Here is an 18,026-nt window from a genome sequence, read left to right as displayed (position 1 = left end):
TGTTAGCCTTACGATGTAAGGTATGCGAACGATGAACCTTACAGTGTAAGTTGTCAAGCGCCGCCATGGATGCATCGAGCAAAAGAAAGCGCCCCCGCGGCAAGCTCTCCCGCGAGATGATCGAGGATGCTGCCTTCAAGGTGATCGAGCGGGAAGGGCTGTCCGGCTTTTCGATGCGCAAGCTCGCCGCCAGGCTCGGCTGCGAGGCGATGAGCATCTATCACCACTTTCCCTCGCAGGCGCATCTCTACGAGGCGCTGGTCGACCGCCAGATGAGCGGGCTCGTCATACCTGGCGCTGATCTGCCCTGGCGCGAGCGGGCCCGCATCGGCATGCAGGAGTTCCGCCGTGTCGCCACCGAGCACCCGGCCTTCGCGCCCTTCATCGTCGTCTACCGCATGAACTCGCCGCCCTGCCTTGCCAAGCTCAACGCCATCATCGGCCTGTTCGAGGATGGCGGCTTCGGCCCCGAGCTTAGCGCCCGCCTGTTCCGCGCCGCCGGCTACTATCTGATGGGCGCAATCCTCGACGAGACGGCCGGCTACGCCAAGGGGCCTTCGGCCGTCACCACGGTCAGCGACGAGGAGCTGGCGCGCGACTATCCGAGCGTTGTGAAGGCCGGCGCCTATTTCGGCAGCGCCGGCTTCGACAAGACATTCGAGCTTGGCCTGGAAATGTTTCTGGACGAGATGGAGCGAGTCCGCGAAGCTGCCCGAGGGGAAGACCGCTAGAGCAGAAAAGTGTGGGCGGTTTTCCGTCCGGAATTGCGTCAAAAAAAGATAGAGCGGACAGCCGCTAGCCGAACAAAACAGCCAAGGGTCTGAATGCGCTTCCTCTCTGTCCTTCTCCTCATCGCCGGCGCCGCCGTCGGCATCTTCTATCCTTGGGCGATGAGCAACTTTTCCGGCCATGCGATCGGCACCTACCGCGTCTATGAGGGCGGCCGCTTCCGGCCGGTCACCGTGCAACTCGCCGCGAGCGACGCGCCGGTGCGGGTGCTGGTCGACCTGACCGCGCGAGCCGAGCGCGTCGCGGGCCAGCAGCGCACGGTGCTGACGCTGACGGCGGCGAGCGGCGGCCGCACCGCCCTGGCGTCGGCGCTCTCCTTCAGCCATACCGACAATCCGCGCCAGGCCAGCCCGCAACTGCCCGACAAGATCTTTCGCGACGAGGCCGGCGTCATCGACAGGATCACGCCCGGCCCTTACGTCTTCACCGTCGGTACCGGCGATGCCGATGGCATCGACATGCGCGCGGTCGATCTTGTCCTGCGCGCCGGCACCGGCTCGATCGACGAACGCGCTGAGCCGGCCGGCTACACGCTGATGGGCGTCGGCCTTGCCGGACTGGTGCTGTCGCTCGTCTTCGGCCGCCGCGGCGGAGGCCATCCGCAGAATCCCAATTCGCAGCCGCCACCGCCGCGCTGGGGCCGCAACGGTTCGCCACGAGCATGATGCCGAAAAGTGTGAAGCGGTTTTCGGACGACATCATGCTCTCTGAAGGGAGGCCGGCATGAATTATCGCCACGCCTACCACGCCGGCAATTTCGCCGATGTCGTCAAGCATGCCGTGCTCGCGCGCCTCGTCGAATATCTCAAGCAGAAGGACAAGGCTTTTCGCGTCATCGACACCCATGCCGGCATTGGCCGCTATGATCTTGCCTCGGTCGAAGCCGGCAAGACCGGCGAGTGGCAGGGCGGCATCGGCCGGCTCACCGAGGCGACGCTCGAGCCGCAGGCGGCGGCGCTGCTTCAGCCCTATCTGGAAGCGGTGCGCGCGCAAAATCCCGACGGCGGCCTCAAGCATTATCCCGGCTCGCCGCTGATCGTTCGCCATCTCCTGCGCAGCCAGGACCGGCTGACGGCGATCGAGCTGCACCCCAAGGATGCCGTGCGGCTGAAATTGGTTTTCGCCGGCGATTTCCAGGCAAGGGTGATCGAGCTCGACGGCTGGCTGGCGCTGGGCGCGCAACTGCCGCCGAAGGAAAAGCGCGGCTTGGTGCTCATCGATCCGCCCTTCGAGGAGGAAGGCGAGTTCTCCCGTCTGGTCGATGGTCTGCGCAAGGCGCACCGGCGCTGGCCGGGTGGCATCTACGCGCTCTGGTATCCGATCAAGGATCGCAGGGCGGTGACGGCCTTCCGCGGTGCTCTGAAGGAAACCGGCATTCCGAAGCTGCTCGACATCGCCTTCGAGATACGGCCCGCCTCGGATGAGGCCAGCCTCGACGGCAGCGGGCTGGTGGTGGTCAATCCGCCCTACACGCTGGAAGGCGAATTGAAGGTCCTGTTGCCCGCCCTCCATAAGGTGCTCGCCGTCCGGCAGCCGTCGCGCTGGAGTTCTGATTGGCTGGCGGGCGAGTAGGGCGCCTGCGTTCGCTCAAGCCAACGCCGAGGGCGTCACGCCGGTCAGCCGCCGGCTTTCGCGGATCAGATGCGCCTGGTCGGCATAGCCCGCCTCGATCGCGAGCAGCGCGGTCGAGGCTTCGCCCTGCTGCCGCTGCATGCGCCGGAACCGGTGGAAGCGCAGGATGCGGTCGAGCGTCTTCGGACCATAGCCGAAAGCGTCCTCGAAACGCCGGCGCAGCGTCCGCTCGCTCATATGCAACTGGCGTTGCAGGAACGGAACCAGCGGCGTTTCCGGCGGCAAACCTTCGTGTATGACCTCGAAAGCCCGGCCCATCTGAGGGTCGAGCACAGCGCGTCCTTCCGTGTGCGCGCCGATCGTCTCCTCCAGGCGCCGAACCAGATCGGCGAGGTTGGGCGTCGCTCTGATCCGGTCTGAAAGCTCGCGGCTGCGCGTGCTCCACAGCTCGCCGAGATCAAGCCGTCCGCCGACGATTTCGCCGGCCGGCACGCCGAGCCAGCCCGCCGCCGCGCCTGGCCGGAAGCGGAAGCCCACGATCACCACCCCAGCGGCAGGCTGCTCGATCTGCGGCTCCTTGTCCGGGCCGGCGATACGGAAGCGGCCATCGATCCATTGCAGGTCGATCGTCGCGTCCGGCGTGATGACGATAGGGGGAACGGCCCGCTCGTCCATGCGATGGACCCAGACAGCGGAGAAGGCATCGGCCAGCCTGCCGGCGGCAGGCCGCTCCCGAAAAAAGCCGGTGGTCTGTGCCAGGACCGGTTCCATCTCCTCTCCGATCTGCTCCAGCGGGGTTGCCGGATCGGTGTGACGGTCATTTTGGCCGAAATGTTCAATGCCGGCCGCGTCATCCATGGCAAAACGGACGGAACTTCACGGCGCTTCACGCGCTCGCATCGGACCGCATCCGTTTGCGACTGTGGTCACGGATATAGAAAGGAGTGAGAGAAATGAAAGCTCGCATCACCGTATTGACGCTCGGCGTCGACGATCTGGAGGTCTCCCTCAAATTCTATCGCGACGGCCTCGGCCTGCCGACCGAGGGCATCATCGGCCGCGAATTCGAGCATGGCGCCGTCGCCTTCTTCGATCTCGCCGGCGGCCTGAAATTCGCCATCTACGAGCGCGCCAGCATCGCCTGGGATGCCACCGTGCCGCAAAGCGGCCGCAGCCCGACCGAATTGACCATCGGCCACAATGTCGGCAGCGAGGCTGAGGTCGACGCGGTGATGGCTGAGGCCGTCAAGGCCGGCGCGCGCGTGGTCAAGCCGGCGCAGAAGACCTTCTGGGGCGGCTATGCCGGCTATTTCCAGGATCCCGACGATCATCTGTGGGAGGTCGTCTACAACCCAGCCTTCATCCCCGAGGAGTGAACGGAGCCACGCACGTCGAGAGGAGATCGCCATGCTCGTTCAAATCGTTCAAGCGCTCGGCGCTCTCCTCATCGGCGGCGTGTTCGTCTTCGCCGGCATAGAGCATTTCCTCAAATTCGGGGCGATGCGCGACTATCTGGCCGCGCAGAAATTTCCGGCTCCGGCGCTGATGCTGGCCGCCGGTTCGACGGTCGAGATCATCGCGGGCTCGCTGCTCGCCGTTGGCGTGGCACGGCTGTTTGCCGCCGTCGCTCTGGCCATCTTCACACTGGCGACGAACCTCATGCTGCTGCGTTTCTGGGCTAGCGCGGAGCCGGAGCGCCAGGTGCTGCGCAACGCCTTCCTGATCAACATTGCCGTCATCGGCGGGCTGCTGCTTGCCGGCACTTACTGATCAACCGGCAAATCCGCAACGAAGCTTTGCGGAAACCATTGTTTTCGCGACCGCTTGACCGCCGCCAAGCGAATCCGCACAGTGCGTGCAACCGACCTCGAGAGGCTGTCATGACTCGCTTCGCCCATTCCGCTCTTGCCGCGCTGGTTGCGCTGTCCACTCCCTTTGCCGCTCCGCTGGGCTTCACCCAGGCGGCGCAGGCCGCCGACCTTTCGGTCTACAGCGGCGACGATGGCAGCGTCTGCGGCGAAAGCTGGGTGCTGAACAAGATCACCGACCGCTTCTCCTACCAGGTGCATCACGTGCCGCATCTGCCGGACGTCGCGATCACCGATTTCCGCGACATCCGCCAGCATCGCTACGAGCCGGCGAGCGAGGAATGGCCGATCGGCCGCCATTATTGCCGCGCCACCGTCAACCTGTCGGACGGCCACGACCGCTCGATCTTCTATCTGATCGAGGAAGGCCAGGGCTTTGCCTCGATCGGCGACAATGTCGAGTTCTGCGTCTTGGGCTTCGACCGCTGGCTGGTCTATAACGGCCGCTGCCGCGTGCTGCGCTGAGGCGGCGCTGACGGGCATGGATATCACGACGCTGCTTGCCTTCGCGGCGGCCTTCTTCGTGTTCGCCGCCAGTCCGGGTCCCGACAATATGACGATCGTCGCCCGCACGATCTCCAGCGGCGCCGCGTCGGGCATCGCCTATGGGGCCGGGACGGTGGTCGGTATCCTCATCTTTCTGGTGCTCGCCACCTTCGGTCTGTCGATCCTCGCCGCCAAGATGGCGGTCGTCATGACTGTGCTTCGCTATGGCGGTGCGGCCTATCTGATCTGGATTGGCATCAGGTTGTGGACCGCCATTCCCGTGGTCCCGGCATCGCAGCCGGTATCGAACCGGCGCGGCTTGCTGGCGACCTTCGCCGCCGGCATCGCGCTCAACCTCGGCAATCCGAAGATGCCGCTGTTCTATGTCGCGTTGCTGCCCAATGTGGTCGGCGCGTCGCTCAACACAGGCGATCTTGGCGTGTTGGCGACGGTGATCCTGATCGTCGAGGCCGTGGTCATCGGCGGACATGTCCTGCTCGCCGGCCGAGCCCGCGGCCTCTTGCGCACACCAGCGATCGTGCGCCGCGTCAACCGCGCCGCCGGTGGCGTGATGATCGGCGCCGGCGTGGCCGTGGTCGCCACGCGCTGAGAGACGCCGGTTCAATGGCAGGCGATAGACAGCTGAGGTAGGCGCTGTCCCGCCGGCCTATCCTGAGTTGGCTTCTCCACGACCAGCCCGCGCAAGCAACAGCGCCCGTTCCCGCTCATTGCCGGCCAACCCGGCGGCGCGGCGGAATTCGGCGCGGGCTTCGTCTATCCGTCCGAGCTTCGCCAGAAGATCGCCGCGCACCGTGGGCAACAAATGCGTATCCTTGAGCCGAGGTTCGTCCCGCAGCGCGTCGGTAATCGCCAACCCTTGCGGCGGTCCGAACGCCATGCCGGCAGCGACCGCCCGGTTGACCTCGACGATGGGCGAGGGCGCTGCAAGCGCAAGCGCCTGGTAGTATGCCGCGATGGCGATCCAGTCGGTGTCGGCCGCGCTCACGGCGCGTGCATGGCAGGCGGCGATCATCGCTTGCAGCTGATAGGGGCCAGGTGTCGGCGTCAGCGCCATCGCGCGGTTCAACCCATCGAGGCCGCGCCGGATCAGCGACCAGTCCCAGCGGCTGCGGTCCTGGTCGAGCAGAAGGACCGGGTTGCCCGCTGCGTCGATGCGGGCGCCAAAGCGCGACGCGCTGAGCTCCATCAGGGCCACCAGGCCGAGCGTCTCGGGCTCCTGCGGCACCAGGGCCGCCAGCAGACGGCCGAGGCGCATGGCCTCGCCGCAGAGATCCGTGCGCAGCCAGTCCGGTCCAGCGGAAGCGACGTAGCCTTCGTTGAAGATCAGGTAGATCACCTCCAGCACGGCGCCGAGGCGCTCGCGCCGCTCCTGCCCGCGCGGCATCTCGAAGGCAATGCCGGCTTCGCGCAGCGTTCTTTTGGCGCGCACGATACGCTGGGCGACGGTCGCCTCCGGCGCCAGGAAGGCGCGTGCGATCTGAGGCGTCGACAGGCCGCCGAGCATCCTGAGCGCAAGCGCCGCGCGCTGTTCGGGCGCCAGCACTGGATGGCAGGCGGTGAAGATCAGCCGCAACAGATCGTCGTCTATGTCCTCGTCCAGCGCCGCCTCGATGTCGGGCATCTCGCGCTCCAGCTCGGCGAGGTCGACGGCCAACTGGCGATGCTTGCCGTCGATCAGCACGGTTCGGCGCAGCCGGTCGAGCGCCCGGTTGGTGGCGACCCGGGTCAGCCAGGCGGCCGGATTGTGTGGAATGCCTTCCCCAGGCCAGCGTTCCAGCGCCAGCACGAAAGCATCCTGCACCACCTCTTCGGCCAGCCCGACATCGCGCAAAAAGCGGGTGAGCCCGGCGGCTAGCTTTGGTTGCTCTATCCGCCAGACCGCTTCGATCGCCGCCGTGGCGATCAACCCTTCAGCTCGCCGAACCCTTCGGCGGCCTTCTGGACGTCCTCGGGAAAATCGTTCATCTCAAAAACGCGCCGGATTTCGATGACGTCGTTTTCTCCGGCCGGACAGCGCCGCGCCCATTCCACGGCTTCCTCGGGCGAGCGCACGTCGATCATCCAATAGCCGCCGAGCACTTCCTTGACCTCCGCGAACGGGCCGTCGGTAACGGTGGGCTTGGCCCCCTTGAAGGAGACCCGTGCGCCCGAGGACGGCGGATGCAGCCCGTCGAGCGCGAGCAGCACGCCGGCGCGCTTTAGCTCTTCATTGTATTTCATCATCGTCGCCACGGCTTCCGCTTCGGGCCTGACGTCGGGAGCCGCGGTCGCGTAGCCGCCGGGGATCATCAGCATCATGAAACGCATCGGTGTGTCGTCCTTCGTTGTTTGGTTGCAATGATACGACGAACGGGGATCGGCGGAATCGACAGGCGATGCGAATTATTTGCCGGCGACCGTGCGAAGCGGCGTAGCGGTACGCGAGCCACCGCAGGCCTCGTCCACTGGCGCCGTCCCCGGCTGCCTTGCCGCCCGACAGGTTAGATAGCCCGGCTACCTGACAGATAGGCCGAGATCAGCTCGACGAGCTGCTTCTGCAGTTCCGGCGCGTCGAGCATGTTGCGCCGTGCCGCGTTGTGGATCACGCCCTCGACCGCCGAGGAGAGCACGCGCGCCATCGTCTCAGTGTCCTTGCGGCGCTTGCGGTACTGCGCGACGGCCGCGGCGTAATGTTCGAGATAGCGCGCCTGGAACGAGGCATGCGCGGCGCGTGAGCCGCGGTCGCCCGGCGCCTCGTCGAGCAGCACCTGGTGCAGCGTCGGATGGATCGAGTGCGCGCCGATCATGCCGCGCACCAGCTCGCGCGCGAATTGCCTGAGCGGCTTCTCCTCCGCCGACGCTTCGCGAATCACCGACAGCACATGATCGAAGTGACGGCGCCGGATCGCTTCGACCAGAGCGAGCTTGTCGGGAAAATACTGATAGAGCGAGCCGATGCTGACGCCCGCGGCCTCGGCCACCTTGTTGGTGGAGAAGCCGGCCCAGCCGAGCTCGCTCAGAACGTGAGCACCGGCTTCGATGATCGCCTCGACGGTGGCGATCGAACGCGCCTGGCGCGGCTGCTTGCGCATGCGCGCGGCCGGCTTTGCAATGCGAGTAGACATGCTGGCCCGTCTCCCGAGAATATGAAGAGGATACTCACATTCATTTCGCCAACGCAAATGGAGCCACGAAGATGAGCGCCAAGACCTTGCTGAAGGGCCTGCTTGCCTATCAGGCCTGGGCGAATGACGAGCTCTTGGAGACGCTTGCCGGATTGGATCCCTCCCGCGGCGCGGCAGAGCGACACGCCGCGATCCGCCTGATGAACCATATCCATGTCGTGTCGCGGATCTTTGCCGCGCATCTGGAGGGCGTGGCCCACGGCTATGCGGGCGACAATGCGCCGGACACGCCCGAGCCGCACGTGCTGCGCGCCAACCTCGTCGAGGTCGATCGCTGGTATCTCGACCATCTCGAAACCATTTCGGAGCAGGCACTTGCCGAGCCGATCGCCTTCACCTTCACCGATGGCGACAAGGGCTGCATGACGAGGCAGGAGATGCTGACCCATGTCGTCCTGCACGGCGGCTATCATCGCGGCGAGGTCGGCCGAATGTTGGCCGGGATCGCGGTCTCGCCGCCCTGGGACACCTACGCCGTGCACCTGCACCGGGTCGAACCGGCGCGCCGCCTGCAGGGCGGACGCAAGCCGGCAGAGATCGCCGGTGGAACTGGAATATGAGCTTTAAGCTCGCTTTCAAACGCGTAAGCTTTGACCGCCTCGCGTGGCCGATTCATCTGTAGATGTTTTCGCTGGACAAGATGAAGCCGGTGTTCAGCGGCTGGTTCTCTATTGTGAGCACTGTGCTCACATTACGATATAAGCTTATGCCGCGAATGGATGGATCATCGGGTGATAGAAGCCACGCGAAAATCTGTGCGCCGGGCCTTCACTTCGAAAGTGACAGATTCGCTCACAATTTTTCGATGAGATGCATCTTCGTGTAACCAAAATTCAATAACTGAAAATCATTGTGTTGCTTCGCTGGCTAGACAGTCGCGAGTCAGATATGCATGAGCATGCCGGGTCACTCACGACCTTAGGCAAAACGCAAGGGGCATCGCATGGCAAAGACCACAACCAAGGCGCCGGCGGCGAAAGCGCCGGCAAAGAAGCCGGCAGCTAAGGCTGCCGCGAAACCTGCAGCAGTTAAGAAGGCAGCGGCACCGAAGGCAGCCGCCAAGGCTCCGGCCAAGGCAGCAGCGAAGCCGGCCGCGAAGGCCGCGGCAAAGCCCGCCGCCAAGGCAGCAGCAAAGCCCGCCGCCAAGGCAGCAGCAAAGCCGGCCGCGAAGGCCGCGGCAAAGCCCGCCGCAAAGGCAGCAGCCAAGCCCGCCGCCAAGAAGCCGGCAGCGAAGGCCGCGGCCAAGCCCGCCGCCAAGGCTCCGCTGAAGGCCGCCGCGGCCAAGGCTCCGGCAGCCGTCAAGAAGGCAGCTCCGGCGAAGAAGCCGGCCGCCAAGAAGTAATCGCGTAGCTTCGCGCGCGAACCGCAACGGCTGAGGGCGGGTGCTATTCAGGCACCCCTCTCGCCAATTCGGTGTCTGAGCGAGCGGAGTCGGAGCGGACGCTCCTCCTAAAGCTCCCGGAAATTTGCCGTCAGGCAAAACTTTCCGGGGGCTTTTTTGTTGCCGCGTCCGCGTCGGCAAGACGTGGCTAATCCGGATCGGCTTTGCTGGGCCGTTGCCCTGGAGGTTCGATTCGGTCAACAGTGCGGCAGACAACTGGGAAATCGATCATGCCGAAACTGCTCTATGCTTCCACGTCCCCCTATAGCTCGAAGGTCCGTATGGCGGCCGTCTACGCCGGCATCGCCATCGACCTCGTGCCGGTCAAGACGGAGGACAAGCCCGCCGAACTGATCTCGGCCAATCCGCTCGGCAAGATCCCGGTGCTGGTGCTGGAGGATGGCCGCTCGATCTATGACAGCCGCACTATTACCCAGCATCTCAACCGGCTGTCGAAGAACGCGCTGTTCCCGCGCAACCCCGACAAGCGGCTCGAGGCGGAAGTTCTCGAGGCGCTGGCCGACGGCATTTGCGACTGCGCGCTGTCGATGGTCTATGAGCGGCGGACGCGGCCGGAAGAGATGGTCTACCAGCCCTGGCTCGACCGCCAGTGGGGCAAGATCACCACCGCGCTCGACCTCATCAACGCCAACCCGCCCAAGTTGCCGAAGAAGATCACCGCCGGCCACATGGCGCTGCGCGCCACCCTTGGCTATCTCGCGCTGCGCTTTTCCGGCCAATGGGAGAAGGGCCGAAGCCGGCTCGTGCGCTGGGCCGCGAGGTTTGATGAGAAGTTTCCGGAACTGAAAGCAAGCGTGCCGGGGTGAGGCGCCTTTTTCCTTCTCCCCTTGTGGGAGAAGGTGGATCGGCGCGATAGCGCCGAGACGGATGAGGGGTGTTGGACGGAGCGAGCGCTGGTGAACTTGGCGCCATCCGAGACTGACCAAGGTGTGCGTCAAGCTGGAGCACCCCTCATCCGTCCGAGCTTCGCTAGGCCACCTTCTCCCACAAGGGGAGAAGGGGAAGCGAGCTTGAAACGCCACCCGCTTCCATGCTTGCCTGACATCATCCAAGTTGGAGTGGTGAGCATGGAAAGGCCCTCTACCAGCGTCGCGCCCGACCCGATGGTCGAGCGCTTGCGCGCCGCCCTCGGCAAGCGCATCTTCACCGAGCAGAAGATGTTCGGCGGCACCTGCTTCATGATCGACGGCAACCTACTGATCGGCACCTCGAAGCGTGGGCTGTTGGTCCGCGTCGGCAAGGACGCGCATGCGGCGGCGGCTGCTCGTCCCCATGCGCGTCCGATGGAAATGGGCGGGCGCTTGATGGAAGGCTACCTCCACGTCGGGCCGGAAGGCACGGCGAGCGAGTCCGAGCTCGCCTTCTGGCTCGATCTTGCTCTGGCCTTTGTCCAGACACTGCCGCCGAAGGACAAATCCACCAAGGTCGCAAAGAAGCGCGCGTAAGCCGCTGACTCGCCATTTTCCAAGCGGCGATGTGTCAGTATCGGCTGCGCCGGCAATGATGAACGCATGGCCAAGGGGGAAGCGATGGCACTCAACGGGCACTGCATGTGCGGAGCGGTCACCTGGAGATATTCCGGCGACATCATCCGCAATCTGGTCTGTCACTGCGCCGACTGCCAGCGTGCCACCTCGTCTCCCTTCACCGCCTTCCTGGGGCTGAGGCCCGATGAGCTGAGCTGGGCCGGCGACATCAGGCACTATGAAAGCAGCACGGACACGTTTCGCGGCTTCTGTCCGTCCTGTGGCACCAGGCTTTACTTCCGCTCGACAAGATGGCCGTCGGAGATCCACGTTCACGCCGCCACCTTGACCGATCCGGGCGACTACCGGCCGGACGCCCAGGTCTTCATGCAATCGCGCTTGAAATGGCTGGACCGGCTGCCGTCGATCCCGACCCATGATGGTTTCCAGAGGCAGCCGGCGCGTCGGTCGGGCACCTGACGCCTTTCGGCCGGGCCAACAAAAAAAGCCGGGCGCAAGGCCCGGCTTTTCCGTGTCGTGGCTTCTACGACTTAGAACTTCATACCGACGCCGAAGGTGACGCGGTTGTCCTTCGACTTGACGTTGCCGAGGGCACCGAAGTCCTTGTCGCCGTAGTCGGTGTAGCGGTACTCGACACGGCCGAACACATTGTCGGTGATCTTGATGTCGGAACCGACACCAGCCGTCCAGCCGAGCATTCCCTTGCTCTCGTCGGTGGAGGTGACGCTATCCGTGATCTTCTGGTTCTTGGCGGCAAGACCGCCGGTGCCATAGAGCAGGATTTCTGGGGTCACGGCGTAGCCGAGGCGAGCGCGCAGCGACCCTTCGAGGCCGCCCTTGGCGTTGATGCCGGCGCTGTCGCCCTTGACGCCGTTGTAGCCGAGATCGGCTTCAGCGCCGTAGACGAAGTTGTCCTGCTGCCACTGGTAGCCGCCGAAGACGCCGCCGATGAAGCCCTTGGTCTTCACGTTGACGCCGGCGTCACGAGCATCGGCATGGCCGCTGAAGCCGTAGCCGAGGCTGATACCGGCATAGGGGCCGGCCCATGAAGCAACCGGAAGCTCGGCAACCGGGGCGGGAGCCGGCGGCTCTTCGGAAACGACGTCGGCCGCAAAGGCGGTACCAGCAAAGGCGAACAGCCCGAGCGCGGCGGCAAGCGGCGCGAATTTGAGATTGGTCTTCATTATATACTCCTTAAGCCACAAGACACTTAGGCTTGCTTGTTCATGAAACGCCCCGGCCCGTCCGGGGGGATAAACGAGCCTGGCGTTTAACGGTTCCGAATGTCGTGCTGAAATGCGGCTGAAGCGAACCTGAACTTGGGTCATTCCCGGGCGCGAATGAGGCCGAAAGGTGACGTTGCATCTTCGCAACAGCGAATGTCAGCAGGCTAATCATGTTGCGCTGCACATCGCTTGGTTCAAGGGGTGCAGCGACATATATTGCCGGCAATGGCTTCCCGAATCCGGCGGGGGGAAGCGCATCCGGGCCGCTTCGCCACATTCCTGCCCAAGGTGGAAATGGCATTTAACGCTTGGCCCGTCATATTGTGCCGGCTTCCCGGAATCGTGAAGCCGATTGAGGATTGACACCATGAAACAAGCCACGGCCGTCGCGCTGGTGACGGGTGGAGCAAGACGGATCGGCAAGGCGATCGTCGAGGATCTGGCCGCCAATGGCTTCGCCGTCGCCATCCATGCCAACCGTTCAGGCGCCGAGGCCGAGGCGCTGGCGGGGAAGATCACGGGCGAGGGCGGCCGCGCCGCCGTCGTCGCCGCCGACCTCACCGACATGGATGCGGTGGGTGGTCTCATCGGTCGCGCGCAAGCCGCGCTCGGGCCTGTGACGCTGCTGGTCAACAACGCGTCCCTGTTCGTCGACGACAGCGTCGATGATTTCGACTGGCAGGCCTGGGACCGCCATTTCGCCATCCACCTGAAGGCGCCCGCGCTCTTGGCGCAGAATTTCGCCCGCGCGCTGCCGCAAGGCGAGGAGGGGCTGATCGTCAACATGATCGACCAGCGCGTCTGGCGGCCTACACCGCGCTATTTCTCCTATGCGCTGTCGAAATCGGCGCTGTGGACGCAGACTGAGATGCTGGCGCAGGCGCTCGGGCCGCGCATTCGCGTTAACGCCATAGGTCCCGGCCCGACACTGAAGAACAAGCGCCAGGACGACGACGATTTCGGCAAACAGGTCGAGGGCCTGATCCTGAAGCGCGGCCCGCAATTGCCTGAATTCGGCGCCACGATTCGCTATCTCTGGCAGGCGCGCTCGGTGACCGGCCAGATGATCGCGCTCGACGGCGGCCAGCATCTTGCGTGGCAGACGCCCGATGTGACAGGCATGGTGGAATGAGTCCCGCAGTTCAAAAACACAGACGCAACGGCGCCGCCGACGACCTGCCCCCCGATGTCGATCTCGACGTCGAGGACGAGGCGGCTGAGGAGATCGTCGAACCCGAGGCTTTGCCGACTGGCCCCGATGTCGCCTTCACGGCCATCGACTGGACGCCGCATGCCGGCGATGCCGACGGCATGGTCGGCGCCGAGGTGATCCAGACCTTCGTCAAGCGGCTGCCCAACCAGCCCGGCGTCTATCGCATGATGAACGCCGCCGGCGACGTGCTCTATGTCGGCAAGGCGCGCAGCCTGAAGAAGCGCGTCACCAACTACGCGCAGGGGCGGTTCCACACCGCCCGCATCGGCCGCATGGTGCGCGAGACGGCGACAATGGAATTCGTCGTCACCCGCACCGAGATCGAGGCGCTGCTGCTCGAGGCGAACCTCATCAAGCGGCTGAGGCCTCGCTTCAACGTGCTGATGCGGGACGACAAGTCGTTCCCTTATATCCTGCTCACCGGCGACCATGTCTCGCCCGGCATCTACAAGCATCGCGGCGCGCGCTCGCGAAAAGGCGACTATTTCGGCCCCTTCGCCTCGGCCGGCGCGGTTGGCCGCACCATCAATTCGCTGCAGCGCGCCTTCCTGCTTAGAAGCTGCACCAACTCCTTCTACGAGAACCGCACGCGGCCTTGCCTGCTCTACCAGATCAAGCGCTGCGCCGGTCCCTGCACCGGCGAGATCTCGCATGAGGGCTATGCCGAGCTGGTCGCGGAGGCCAAGGATTTCCTCTCCGGCCGCAGCCAGAAGGTGAAGACCGAAATCTCGGCCGCCATGCAGCAGGCTTCGGCAGAGCTCGATTTCGAGCGCGCCGCAATCTACCGCGACCGGCTGGCCGCGCTCTCCCATGTGCAGGCGCATCAGGGCATCAACCCGCAGACGGTGGAGGAGGCCGACGTCTTCGCCATCCATCAGGAGGGCGGCCAGACCTGCATCCAGGTGTTCTTCTTCCGCACCGGCCAGAACTGGGGCAACCGCGCCTATTTCCCCAAGGCCGATCCGGCGCTGGAGCCGGCTGAGGTGCTGGGCTCGTTCCTGGCGCAGTTCTATGACGACAAGCTGCCGGCGCGCACGCTGCTTCTGTCGCAGACCGCGCAGGAGCAGGAACTGCTGGCGGAAGCGCTGTCCACCCATGCCGGCCGCAAGATTACGATCTCGGTGCCGCAGCGCGGCGAGAAGAAGGACCTGACCGATCACGCGCTGCAGAACGCCCGCGAGGCCCTCGGCCGCAGGCTGGCCGAGACCTCGACCCAGGCGCGGCTGCTGCAGGGATTCGCCGAGACCTTCGGCCTGGTAAAGCCGCCGGTGCGCATCGAGGTCTACGACAACTCGCACATCATGGGCACCAATGCGGTCGGCGCCATGGTCGTCGCCGGGCCGGAAGGGTTCGTGAAGAACCAGTACCGGAAATTCAACATCCGCTCGACCGAGATCACGCCGGGCGACGATTTCGGCATGATGCGCGAGGTGATGCAGCGGCGTTTCTCGCGGCTGCTCAAGGAGCATGGCGACGAGCAGCCTGGCGCAACCGCGGACGAAACCGGTGACGAGGATCTGGTCGCCGGCAATGGCGGTTTTCCGGCCTGGCCCGACGTCATCCTGATCGATGGCGGCCAGGGCCAGATGACGGCGGTGCGCCAGATCCTTGCCGATCTCGGCGTCGAGGATCGGGTTGTCGCCATCGGCATCGCCAAGGGCCCGGACCGCGATGCCGGCCGCGAGCGCTTCTTCGTCAAGGGCAGGGAAAGCTTCATGTTGCCGGTGCGCGACCCGGTGCTCTATTTCGTCCAGCGCCTGCGCGACGAGGTGCACCGCTTCGCCATCGGCTCGCATCGCGCGCGGCGCAAGAAGGAGATGGTGAAAAGCCCGCTCGACGAGATCGCCGGTATCGGCCCCGGCCGCAAGCGCGCCCTGCTGCTCGCCTTCGGCACCGCCAAGGCGGTCAGCCGCGCCGCGGTCGAGGACCTGGTCAAGGTCGACGGCATTTCCGAGCATGTGGCGAAGCTGGTCTACAATCATTTTCATGAGAGCTGAGGCGGTCGGGCAGGGATGTCCCGAGGGGGTACCTCACAACGCGCTTCACGCCATTTTTCCCTGTCCAATCGAATCTCGGCTGTTGACCCCCTACATTGGCTTCTGATTTGAGTACCTCTGGCGGTGGAGATTTCCCGAGACGATATGGCACAACGCGCGTTCAACCTGCCGAACATCCTCACCTACGCCCGCATCGTCGCGGTGCCGCTGGTCGTGCTGTGCTTTTTTCTCGAAGGACATCTGAAGTCGTCCGACTTCGCCCGCTGGTCGGCGCTGGTCATTTTCCTGCTCGCCTCGATCACCGATTACTTTGACGGCTATTTCGCGCGCGCCTGGCAGCAGACTTCCAACATCGGCAAGATGCTCGATCCGATAGCCGACAAATTGCTGGTCGCCACCTGTCTGCTCCTGCTTGCCGCCGACACAGACCGCCACGCCGGCATCGCCGGCTGGTCGCTCTGGGCGGCGATCATCATCCTGTGCCGCGAGATCCTGGTTTCGGGCCTGCGCGAATATCTGGCGGCCCTGAAAGTGTCGGTGCCGGTGACGCAGCTCGCCAAGTGGAAGACCACCATCCAGATGGTCGCCATCGCCTTCCTGCTGGTCGGCCCGGCCGGCGACAAGATCTTTCCGCTGACCACCCAGATCGGCCTGGTGCTGTTGTGGGTCGCGGCGCTCGTCACGCTCTACACCGGCTACGACTATTTCCGTGCCGGCCTCAAGCACATCATGGATGAGTGAGATGTCCACCAAGCTCATCTATTTCGCCTGGGTACGCGAGCGGATCGGCAAGCCGGAAGAGGACGTCGACTTGCCTTCCGGCATCGAGACGGTGGGCGACCTGCTGCGCTGGCTGAAGTCGCGCGGCGAGGAGTACGAAAACGCGCTGCAATACCCCGACGTCATCCGTGTCGCCATCAACCAGGAACATGTCGGCCACCGCGAGAAGATCGCCGGTGCGCGCGAGATCGCGCTGTTTCCGCCGATGACCGGAGGCTGACATGGCCGGCGCCGTCGTGCCCGCCATCCGCATCCAACGCGAGGATTTCGACGTCGCCGCCGAGATCGCCGGCCTGACCAAGGGCCGGACCGATATCGGCGCCGTGGTCACCTTTTCCGGCCTTTGCCGTGACGAGCAGGGCACGCTGTCGGCGCTCGAGCTCGAGCACTATCCCGGCATGGCGGAGGCCGAGATCGGCCGCATCGCGGCTGAGGCCATCGAACGCTGGCCGCTGCAGGGGCTCACCGTCATCCATCGCCACGGCAAGATAATGCCGGGCGAAAACATCGTGCTGGTGGTCGCGGCCTCATCGCACCGGCAGGCGGCCTTCGAGGCTGCTAATTTCCTGATGGACTATCTGAAGTCGCGCGCGCCCTTCTGGAAGAAAGAGCATCTTGCCGACGGCTCCGAGGGCGGCTGGGTCGAGGCCAAGGAAGCCGACGACCAAGCGGCGGACCGCTGGAAGAAACCGGGCCGATAATGCATGTCGCCCAGAAGTGAGCAGCGGTTCTGGGACAACGATATGCATCAGAGAAAACGCCTATTCGGCCATCGAACCACCGCAATCCTTCCCAAGCTTGCCAATCGGTTTGATTTGCTTGGCGGGACAATCTCATGCTGGACCGCATCGCGGAGTTCTTCATCTTCGGGCTGGTGCCGCTGGTCGTCGGCATTCTTGCCGTACCGCAAGTGACCAAGGCCGCCGAGAAGACCATCGCGGGCGAGGTGACTTATCGCGAGCGCATCGCTTTGCCGCCAGATGCCGTGCTCGTGGTCGAGCTTGCCGACGTCTCGCTGGCCGATGCGCCGGCAACCGTGATCGCAAAGCGCAGGGTAGCGCCCATCGGACGGGTGCCGATCAAGTTCGACATCGGTTTCGACCACAAAGCGATCCAGAACGGTCGGACCTATGCGCTGCAGGCGCGCATCACGGTCGGCGAGCGGCTGATGTTCATCACCGACACGAACCACCAGCTCGATCCGCTGGCCGGCACGCCGCAGACGGTGTTGGTGAAGATGCCGCGCTGACGTCGGGCGCCGACTGTACGGCCGCGACTTTTCAGCCAGGAAACCGTGCTCGCCGGAATAAACCGCCGGCGCCAGGCGTTGACCTATGCAGATGGCGGGCAGGCAAAGGGACAAACGTCCCTTCACTCAAACCGCCAGACCGAATGCGCGGGATCGATCTGGCACTCAATGGAGACCAGATATGAAAAAGCACATGCTCATTCTCGCAGCCACAAGCGTATCGCTGATCGCCTTCGCAGGTTTTGCCCGCGCGGACGACCATCTGTTCAACGCCACGCAGCATGGCCTCAGCCCCGACAGCCAGCCCTTCCAGACCAACAAGGCCGGCCATAGCGGCGACCTTGCGCCTGGGCAGGGCAGCCCGTTCACCGGCGAGGAGACGAAGACGCCGGCCACCGACACAGAGGCGGCGAACGCCCACGCCAATGTGAAGGAGCGCCAAGCAAAGTAACGTTACCCTCAGACGCTGGCGGGACAGCGCCCTCCTCTGTCCTGCCGGACATCTCCCCCACGAGGGGGGAGATCGAATGTCGCGCCGGCTTTCGCCAATCTCCAGCGTTGCAGGATTGAGTTCGGCGCCACGGCTGCCAATCTCCCCCAAGTGGGGGAGATGGCCGGCAGGCCAGAGGGGGGCGCGAAGGAACGCGGGGTAACCGTCTTTCAGCTAGCGGCCCCAATTGACCCCACCGCCTCAACCGCCTAGGCTCGCCCGAAAATGGGGATGGGGTTCCCCCGAAACCGCCCTTATGGGCTGATGACTCCTGCCAGGCGT

Annotated in this window: 24 protein-coding genes and 1 riboswitch; of the genes, 19 read left to right on the top strand and 5 right to left on the bottom strand. The window is 64.7% G+C overall.

The window, feature by feature from the left end:
• The first annotated feature begins 65 nt into the window (after window positions 1–65).
• The 3 genes from EJ072_RS01175 to EJ072_RS01165 all read left to right on the top strand — a co-directional run bounded on the left by EJ072_RS01175 (window position 66) and on the right by EJ072_RS01165 (window position 2,361).
• Window positions 66–731: a TetR/AcrR family transcriptional regulator gene (locus tag EJ072_RS01175; protein WP_126078216.1), complete on the top strand. Its 666-nt coding sequence runs from the start codon at window positions 66–68 to the stop codon at window positions 729–731.
• 93 nt (window positions 732–824) lie between these two features.
• Window positions 825–1,454 (top strand): hypothetical protein, encoded by a 630-nt coding sequence (locus tag EJ072_RS01170; protein WP_126078215.1) that lies wholly within the window; start codon window positions 825–827, stop codon window positions 1,452–1,454.
• 58 nt (window positions 1,455–1,512) lie between these two features.
• Complete coding sequence (locus EJ072_RS01165) at window positions 1,513–2,361, top strand: 23S rRNA (adenine(2030)-N(6))-methyltransferase RlmJ (protein WP_126078214.1); 849 nt, start codon at window positions 1,513–1,515, stop codon at window positions 2,359–2,361.
• A gap of 15 nt (window positions 2,362–2,376) precedes the next feature.
• On the opposite strand, the gene EJ072_RS01160 is transcribed toward EJ072_RS01165, so the two are convergent.
• Window positions 2,377–3,132, bottom strand: a complete 756-nt coding sequence (locus EJ072_RS01160) for a helix-turn-helix domain-containing protein (RefSeq protein WP_126078213.1) — start codon at window positions 3,130–3,132, stop codon at window positions 2,377–2,379.
• A 182-nt stretch (window positions 3,133–3,314) separates the two neighbouring features.
• Here EJ072_RS01160 and EJ072_RS01155 point away from each other — a divergent pair, with 182 nt between their 5' ends.
• From EJ072_RS01155 to EJ072_RS01140, 4 genes are all read left to right on the top strand, one after another.
• Complete coding sequence (locus EJ072_RS01155) at window positions 3,315–3,737, top strand: VOC family protein (protein ID WP_126078212.1); 423 nt, start codon at window positions 3,315–3,317, stop codon at window positions 3,735–3,737.
• A 31-nt stretch (window positions 3,738–3,768) separates the two neighbouring features.
• The gene (locus tag EJ072_RS01150) at window positions 3,769–4,131 is read left to right on the top strand and encodes a DoxX family protein (protein ID WP_126078211.1); all 363 of its coding nucleotides are present in this window, start codon (window positions 3,769–3,771) and stop codon (window positions 4,129–4,131) included.
• Between the two features lie 110 nt (window positions 4,132–4,241).
• Window positions 4,242–4,694, top strand: a complete 453-nt coding sequence (locus tag EJ072_RS01145) for a hypothetical protein (protein ID WP_126078210.1) — start codon at window positions 4,242–4,244, stop codon at window positions 4,692–4,694.
• A 16-nt stretch (window positions 4,695–4,710) separates the two neighbouring features.
• A complete protein-coding gene (locus EJ072_RS01140) occupies window positions 4,711–5,325 on the top strand; it encodes a LysE family translocator (RefSeq protein ID WP_126078209.1) in 615 nt (204 codons plus the stop codon).
• 57 nt (window positions 5,326–5,382) lie between these two features.
• Here the strand turns inward: EJ072_RS01140 and EJ072_RS01135 are convergent, their stop codons facing one another.
• From EJ072_RS01135 to EJ072_RS01125, 3 genes are all read right to left on the bottom strand, one after another.
• Window positions 5,383–6,642, bottom strand: a complete 1,260-nt coding sequence (locus tag EJ072_RS01135; RefSeq protein ID WP_126078208.1) for an RNA polymerase sigma factor — start codon at window positions 6,640–6,642, stop codon at window positions 5,383–5,385.
• A complete protein-coding gene (locus EJ072_RS01130) occupies window positions 6,639–7,043 on the bottom strand; it encodes a YciI family protein (protein WP_126078207.1) in 405 nt (134 codons plus the stop codon). The genes EJ072_RS01135 and EJ072_RS01130 overlap by 4 nt, the downstream gene beginning before the upstream one ends.
• A gap of 173 nt (window positions 7,044–7,216) precedes the next feature.
• The gene (locus EJ072_RS01125) at window positions 7,217–7,807 is read right to left on the bottom strand and encodes a TetR/AcrR family transcriptional regulator (RefSeq protein ID WP_126083454.1); all 591 of its coding nucleotides are present in this window, start codon (window positions 7,805–7,807) and stop codon (window positions 7,217–7,219) included.
• Between the two features lie 104 nt (window positions 7,808–7,911).
• Between EJ072_RS01125 and EJ072_RS01120 the strand changes: the two genes are divergently transcribed.
• From EJ072_RS01120 to EJ072_RS01100, 5 genes are all read left to right on the top strand, one after another.
• Entirely contained in the window at window positions 7,912–8,460 is a 549-nt protein-coding gene (locus tag EJ072_RS01120) for a DinB family protein (protein ID WP_126078206.1), read from the top strand.
• 383 nt (window positions 8,461–8,843) lie between these two features.
• Window positions 8,844–9,242, top strand: a complete 399-nt coding sequence (locus tag EJ072_RS01115) for a hypothetical protein (RefSeq protein ID WP_189342178.1) — start codon at window positions 8,844–8,846, stop codon at window positions 9,240–9,242.
• 269 nt (window positions 9,243–9,511) lie between these two features.
• Window positions 9,512–10,108, top strand: a complete 597-nt coding sequence (locus EJ072_RS01110; RefSeq protein ID WP_126078205.1) for a glutathione S-transferase family protein — start codon at window positions 9,512–9,514, stop codon at window positions 10,106–10,108.
• 261 nt (window positions 10,109–10,369) lie between these two features.
• The gene (locus tag EJ072_RS01105) at window positions 10,370–10,747 is read left to right on the top strand and encodes a TfoX/Sxy family protein (RefSeq protein WP_126078204.1); all 378 of its coding nucleotides are present in this window, start codon (window positions 10,370–10,372) and stop codon (window positions 10,745–10,747) included.
• A gap of 66 nt (window positions 10,748–10,813) precedes the next feature.
• Complete coding sequence (locus EJ072_RS01100) at window positions 10,814–11,248, top strand: GFA family protein (RefSeq protein WP_245467149.1); 435 nt, start codon at window positions 10,814–10,816, stop codon at window positions 11,246–11,248.
• A gap of 71 nt (window positions 11,249–11,319) precedes the next feature.
• Here the strand turns inward: EJ072_RS01100 and EJ072_RS01095 are convergent, their stop codons facing one another.
• Window positions 11,320–11,973, bottom strand: a complete 654-nt coding sequence (locus tag EJ072_RS01095) for an outer membrane protein (RefSeq protein WP_126078203.1) — start codon at window positions 11,971–11,973, stop codon at window positions 11,320–11,322.
• 409 nt (window positions 11,974–12,382) lie between these two features.
• Between EJ072_RS01095 and EJ072_RS01090 the strand changes: the two genes are divergently transcribed.
• The 7 genes from EJ072_RS01090 to EJ072_RS01060 all read left to right on the top strand — a co-directional run bounded on the left by EJ072_RS01090 (window position 12,383) and on the right by EJ072_RS01060 (window position 17,705).
• Window positions 12,383–13,147, top strand: coding sequence for an SDR family oxidoreductase (locus EJ072_RS01090; protein WP_126078202.1), 765 nt, complete (start codon window positions 12,383–12,385; stop codon window positions 13,145–13,147).
• Entirely contained in the window at window positions 13,144–15,225 is a 2,082-nt protein-coding gene (gene uvrC, locus EJ072_RS01085; RefSeq protein WP_126078201.1) for an excinuclease ABC subunit UvrC, read from the top strand. The genes EJ072_RS01090 and uvrC overlap by 4 nt, the downstream gene beginning before the upstream one ends.
• A 144-nt stretch (window positions 15,226–15,369) precedes the next feature.
• Window positions 15,370–15,966 carry a CDP-diacylglycerol--glycerol-3-phosphate 3-phosphatidyltransferase gene (pgsA, locus tag EJ072_RS01080; protein WP_027165584.1) on the top strand — a complete coding sequence of 199 codons (597 nt, stop codon included), beginning with the start codon at window positions 15,370–15,372 and terminating at the stop codon, window positions 15,964–15,966.
• Between the two features lies 1 nt (window position 15,967).
• On the top strand, window positions 15,968–16,225 hold the full coding sequence (gene moaD / locus EJ072_RS01075) for a molybdopterin converting factor subunit 1 (protein WP_042638004.1): 258 nt from the start codon (window positions 15,968–15,970) through the stop codon (window positions 16,223–16,225).
• Window position 16,226: 1 nt separating this feature from the next.
• Window positions 16,227–16,706, top strand: coding sequence for a molybdenum cofactor biosynthesis protein MoaE (locus EJ072_RS01070; RefSeq protein ID WP_126078200.1), 480 nt, complete (start codon window positions 16,227–16,229; stop codon window positions 16,704–16,706).
• A gap of 134 nt (window positions 16,707–16,840) precedes the next feature.
• Window positions 16,841–17,254 carry a YbaY family lipoprotein gene (locus EJ072_RS01065; RefSeq protein WP_126078199.1) on the top strand — a complete coding sequence of 138 codons (414 nt, stop codon included), beginning with the start codon at window positions 16,841–16,843 and terminating at the stop codon, window positions 17,252–17,254.
• Window positions 17,255–17,435: 181 nt separating this feature from the next.
• Window positions 17,436–17,705, top strand: coding sequence for a hypothetical protein (locus tag EJ072_RS01060; RefSeq protein WP_126061785.1), 270 nt, complete (start codon window positions 17,436–17,438; stop codon window positions 17,703–17,705).
• A 257-nt stretch (window positions 17,706–17,962) separates the two neighbouring features.
• A riboswitch (Fluoride riboswitch) is annotated at window positions 17,963–18,025 on the top strand.
• The last annotated feature ends 1 nt before the right edge of the window (window position 18,026 follow it).

This window comes from Mesorhizobium sp. M2A.F.Ca.ET.046.03.2.1, from assembly GCF_003952425.1.
Classification (GTDB): Bacteria; Pseudomonadota; Alphaproteobacteria; order Rhizobiales; family Rhizobiaceae; genus Mesorhizobium.
Note: the sequence above shows the minus strand (reverse complement) of the source record. Positions and strands in the feature narration are given on the sequence as shown.

Coding starts and splice junctions, on each gene's coding strand:
- EJ072_RS01175 (WP_126078216.1), top strand. CDS start 66: ATGGATGCATCGAGCAAAAGAAAGCGCCCCCGCGGCAAGCTCTCCCGC.
- EJ072_RS01170 (WP_126078215.1), top strand. CDS start 825: ATGCGCTTCCTCTCTGTCCTTCTCCTCATCGCCGGCGCCGCCGTCGGC.
- EJ072_RS01165 (WP_126078214.1), top strand. CDS start 1,513: ATGAATTATCGCCACGCCTACCACGCCGGCAATTTCGCCGATGTCGTC.
- EJ072_RS01160 (WP_126078213.1), bottom strand. CDS start 3,132: ATGGAACCGGTCCTGGCACAGACCACCGGCTTTTTTCGGGAGCGGCCT.
- EJ072_RS01155 (WP_126078212.1), top strand. CDS start 3,315: ATGAAAGCTCGCATCACCGTATTGACGCTCGGCGTCGACGATCTGGAG.
- EJ072_RS01150 (WP_126078211.1), top strand. CDS start 3,769: ATGCTCGTTCAAATCGTTCAAGCGCTCGGCGCTCTCCTCATCGGCGGC.
- EJ072_RS01145 (WP_126078210.1), top strand. CDS start 4,242: ATGACTCGCTTCGCCCATTCCGCTCTTGCCGCGCTGGTTGCGCTGTCC.
- EJ072_RS01140 (WP_126078209.1), top strand. CDS start 4,711: ATGGATATCACGACGCTGCTTGCCTTCGCGGCGGCCTTCTTCGTGTTC.
- EJ072_RS01130 (WP_126078207.1), bottom strand. CDS start 7,043: ATGCGTTTCATGATGCTGATGATCCCCGGCGGCTACGCGACCGCGGCT.
- EJ072_RS01125 (WP_126083454.1), bottom strand. CDS start 7,807: ATGCGCAAGCAGCCGCGCCAGGCGCGTTCGATCGCCACCGTCGAGGCG.
- EJ072_RS01120 (WP_126078206.1), top strand. CDS start 7,912: ATGAGCGCCAAGACCTTGCTGAAGGGCCTGCTTGCCTATCAGGCCTGG.
- EJ072_RS01115 (WP_189342178.1), top strand. CDS start 8,844: ATGGCAAAGACCACAACCAAGGCGCCGGCGGCGAAAGCGCCGGCAAAG.
- EJ072_RS01110 (WP_126078205.1), top strand. CDS start 9,512: ATGCCGAAACTGCTCTATGCTTCCACGTCCCCCTATAGCTCGAAGGTC.
- EJ072_RS01105 (WP_126078204.1), top strand. CDS start 10,370: ATGGAAAGGCCCTCTACCAGCGTCGCGCCCGACCCGATGGTCGAGCGC.
- EJ072_RS01100 (WP_245467149.1), top strand. CDS start 10,814: ATGGCCAAGGGGGAAGCGATGGCACTCAACGGGCACTGCATGTGCGGA.
- EJ072_RS01095 (WP_126078203.1), bottom strand. CDS start 11,973: ATGAAGACCAATCTCAAATTCGCGCCGCTTGCCGCCGCGCTCGGGCTG.
- EJ072_RS01090 (WP_126078202.1), top strand. CDS start 12,383: ATGAAACAAGCCACGGCCGTCGCGCTGGTGACGGGTGGAGCAAGACGG.
- uvrC (WP_126078201.1), top strand. CDS start 13,144: ATGAGTCCCGCAGTTCAAAAACACAGACGCAACGGCGCCGCCGACGAC.
- pgsA (WP_027165584.1), top strand. CDS start 15,370: ATGGCACAACGCGCGTTCAACCTGCCGAACATCCTCACCTACGCCCGC.
- moaD (WP_042638004.1), top strand. CDS start 15,968: ATGTCCACCAAGCTCATCTATTTCGCCTGGGTACGCGAGCGGATCGGC.
- EJ072_RS01070 (WP_126078200.1), top strand. CDS start 16,227: ATGGCCGGCGCCGTCGTGCCCGCCATCCGCATCCAACGCGAGGATTTC.
- EJ072_RS01065 (WP_126078199.1), top strand. CDS start 16,841: ATGCTGGACCGCATCGCGGAGTTCTTCATCTTCGGGCTGGTGCCGCTG.
- EJ072_RS01060 (WP_126061785.1), top strand. CDS start 17,436: ATGAAAAAGCACATGCTCATTCTCGCAGCCACAAGCGTATCGCTGATC.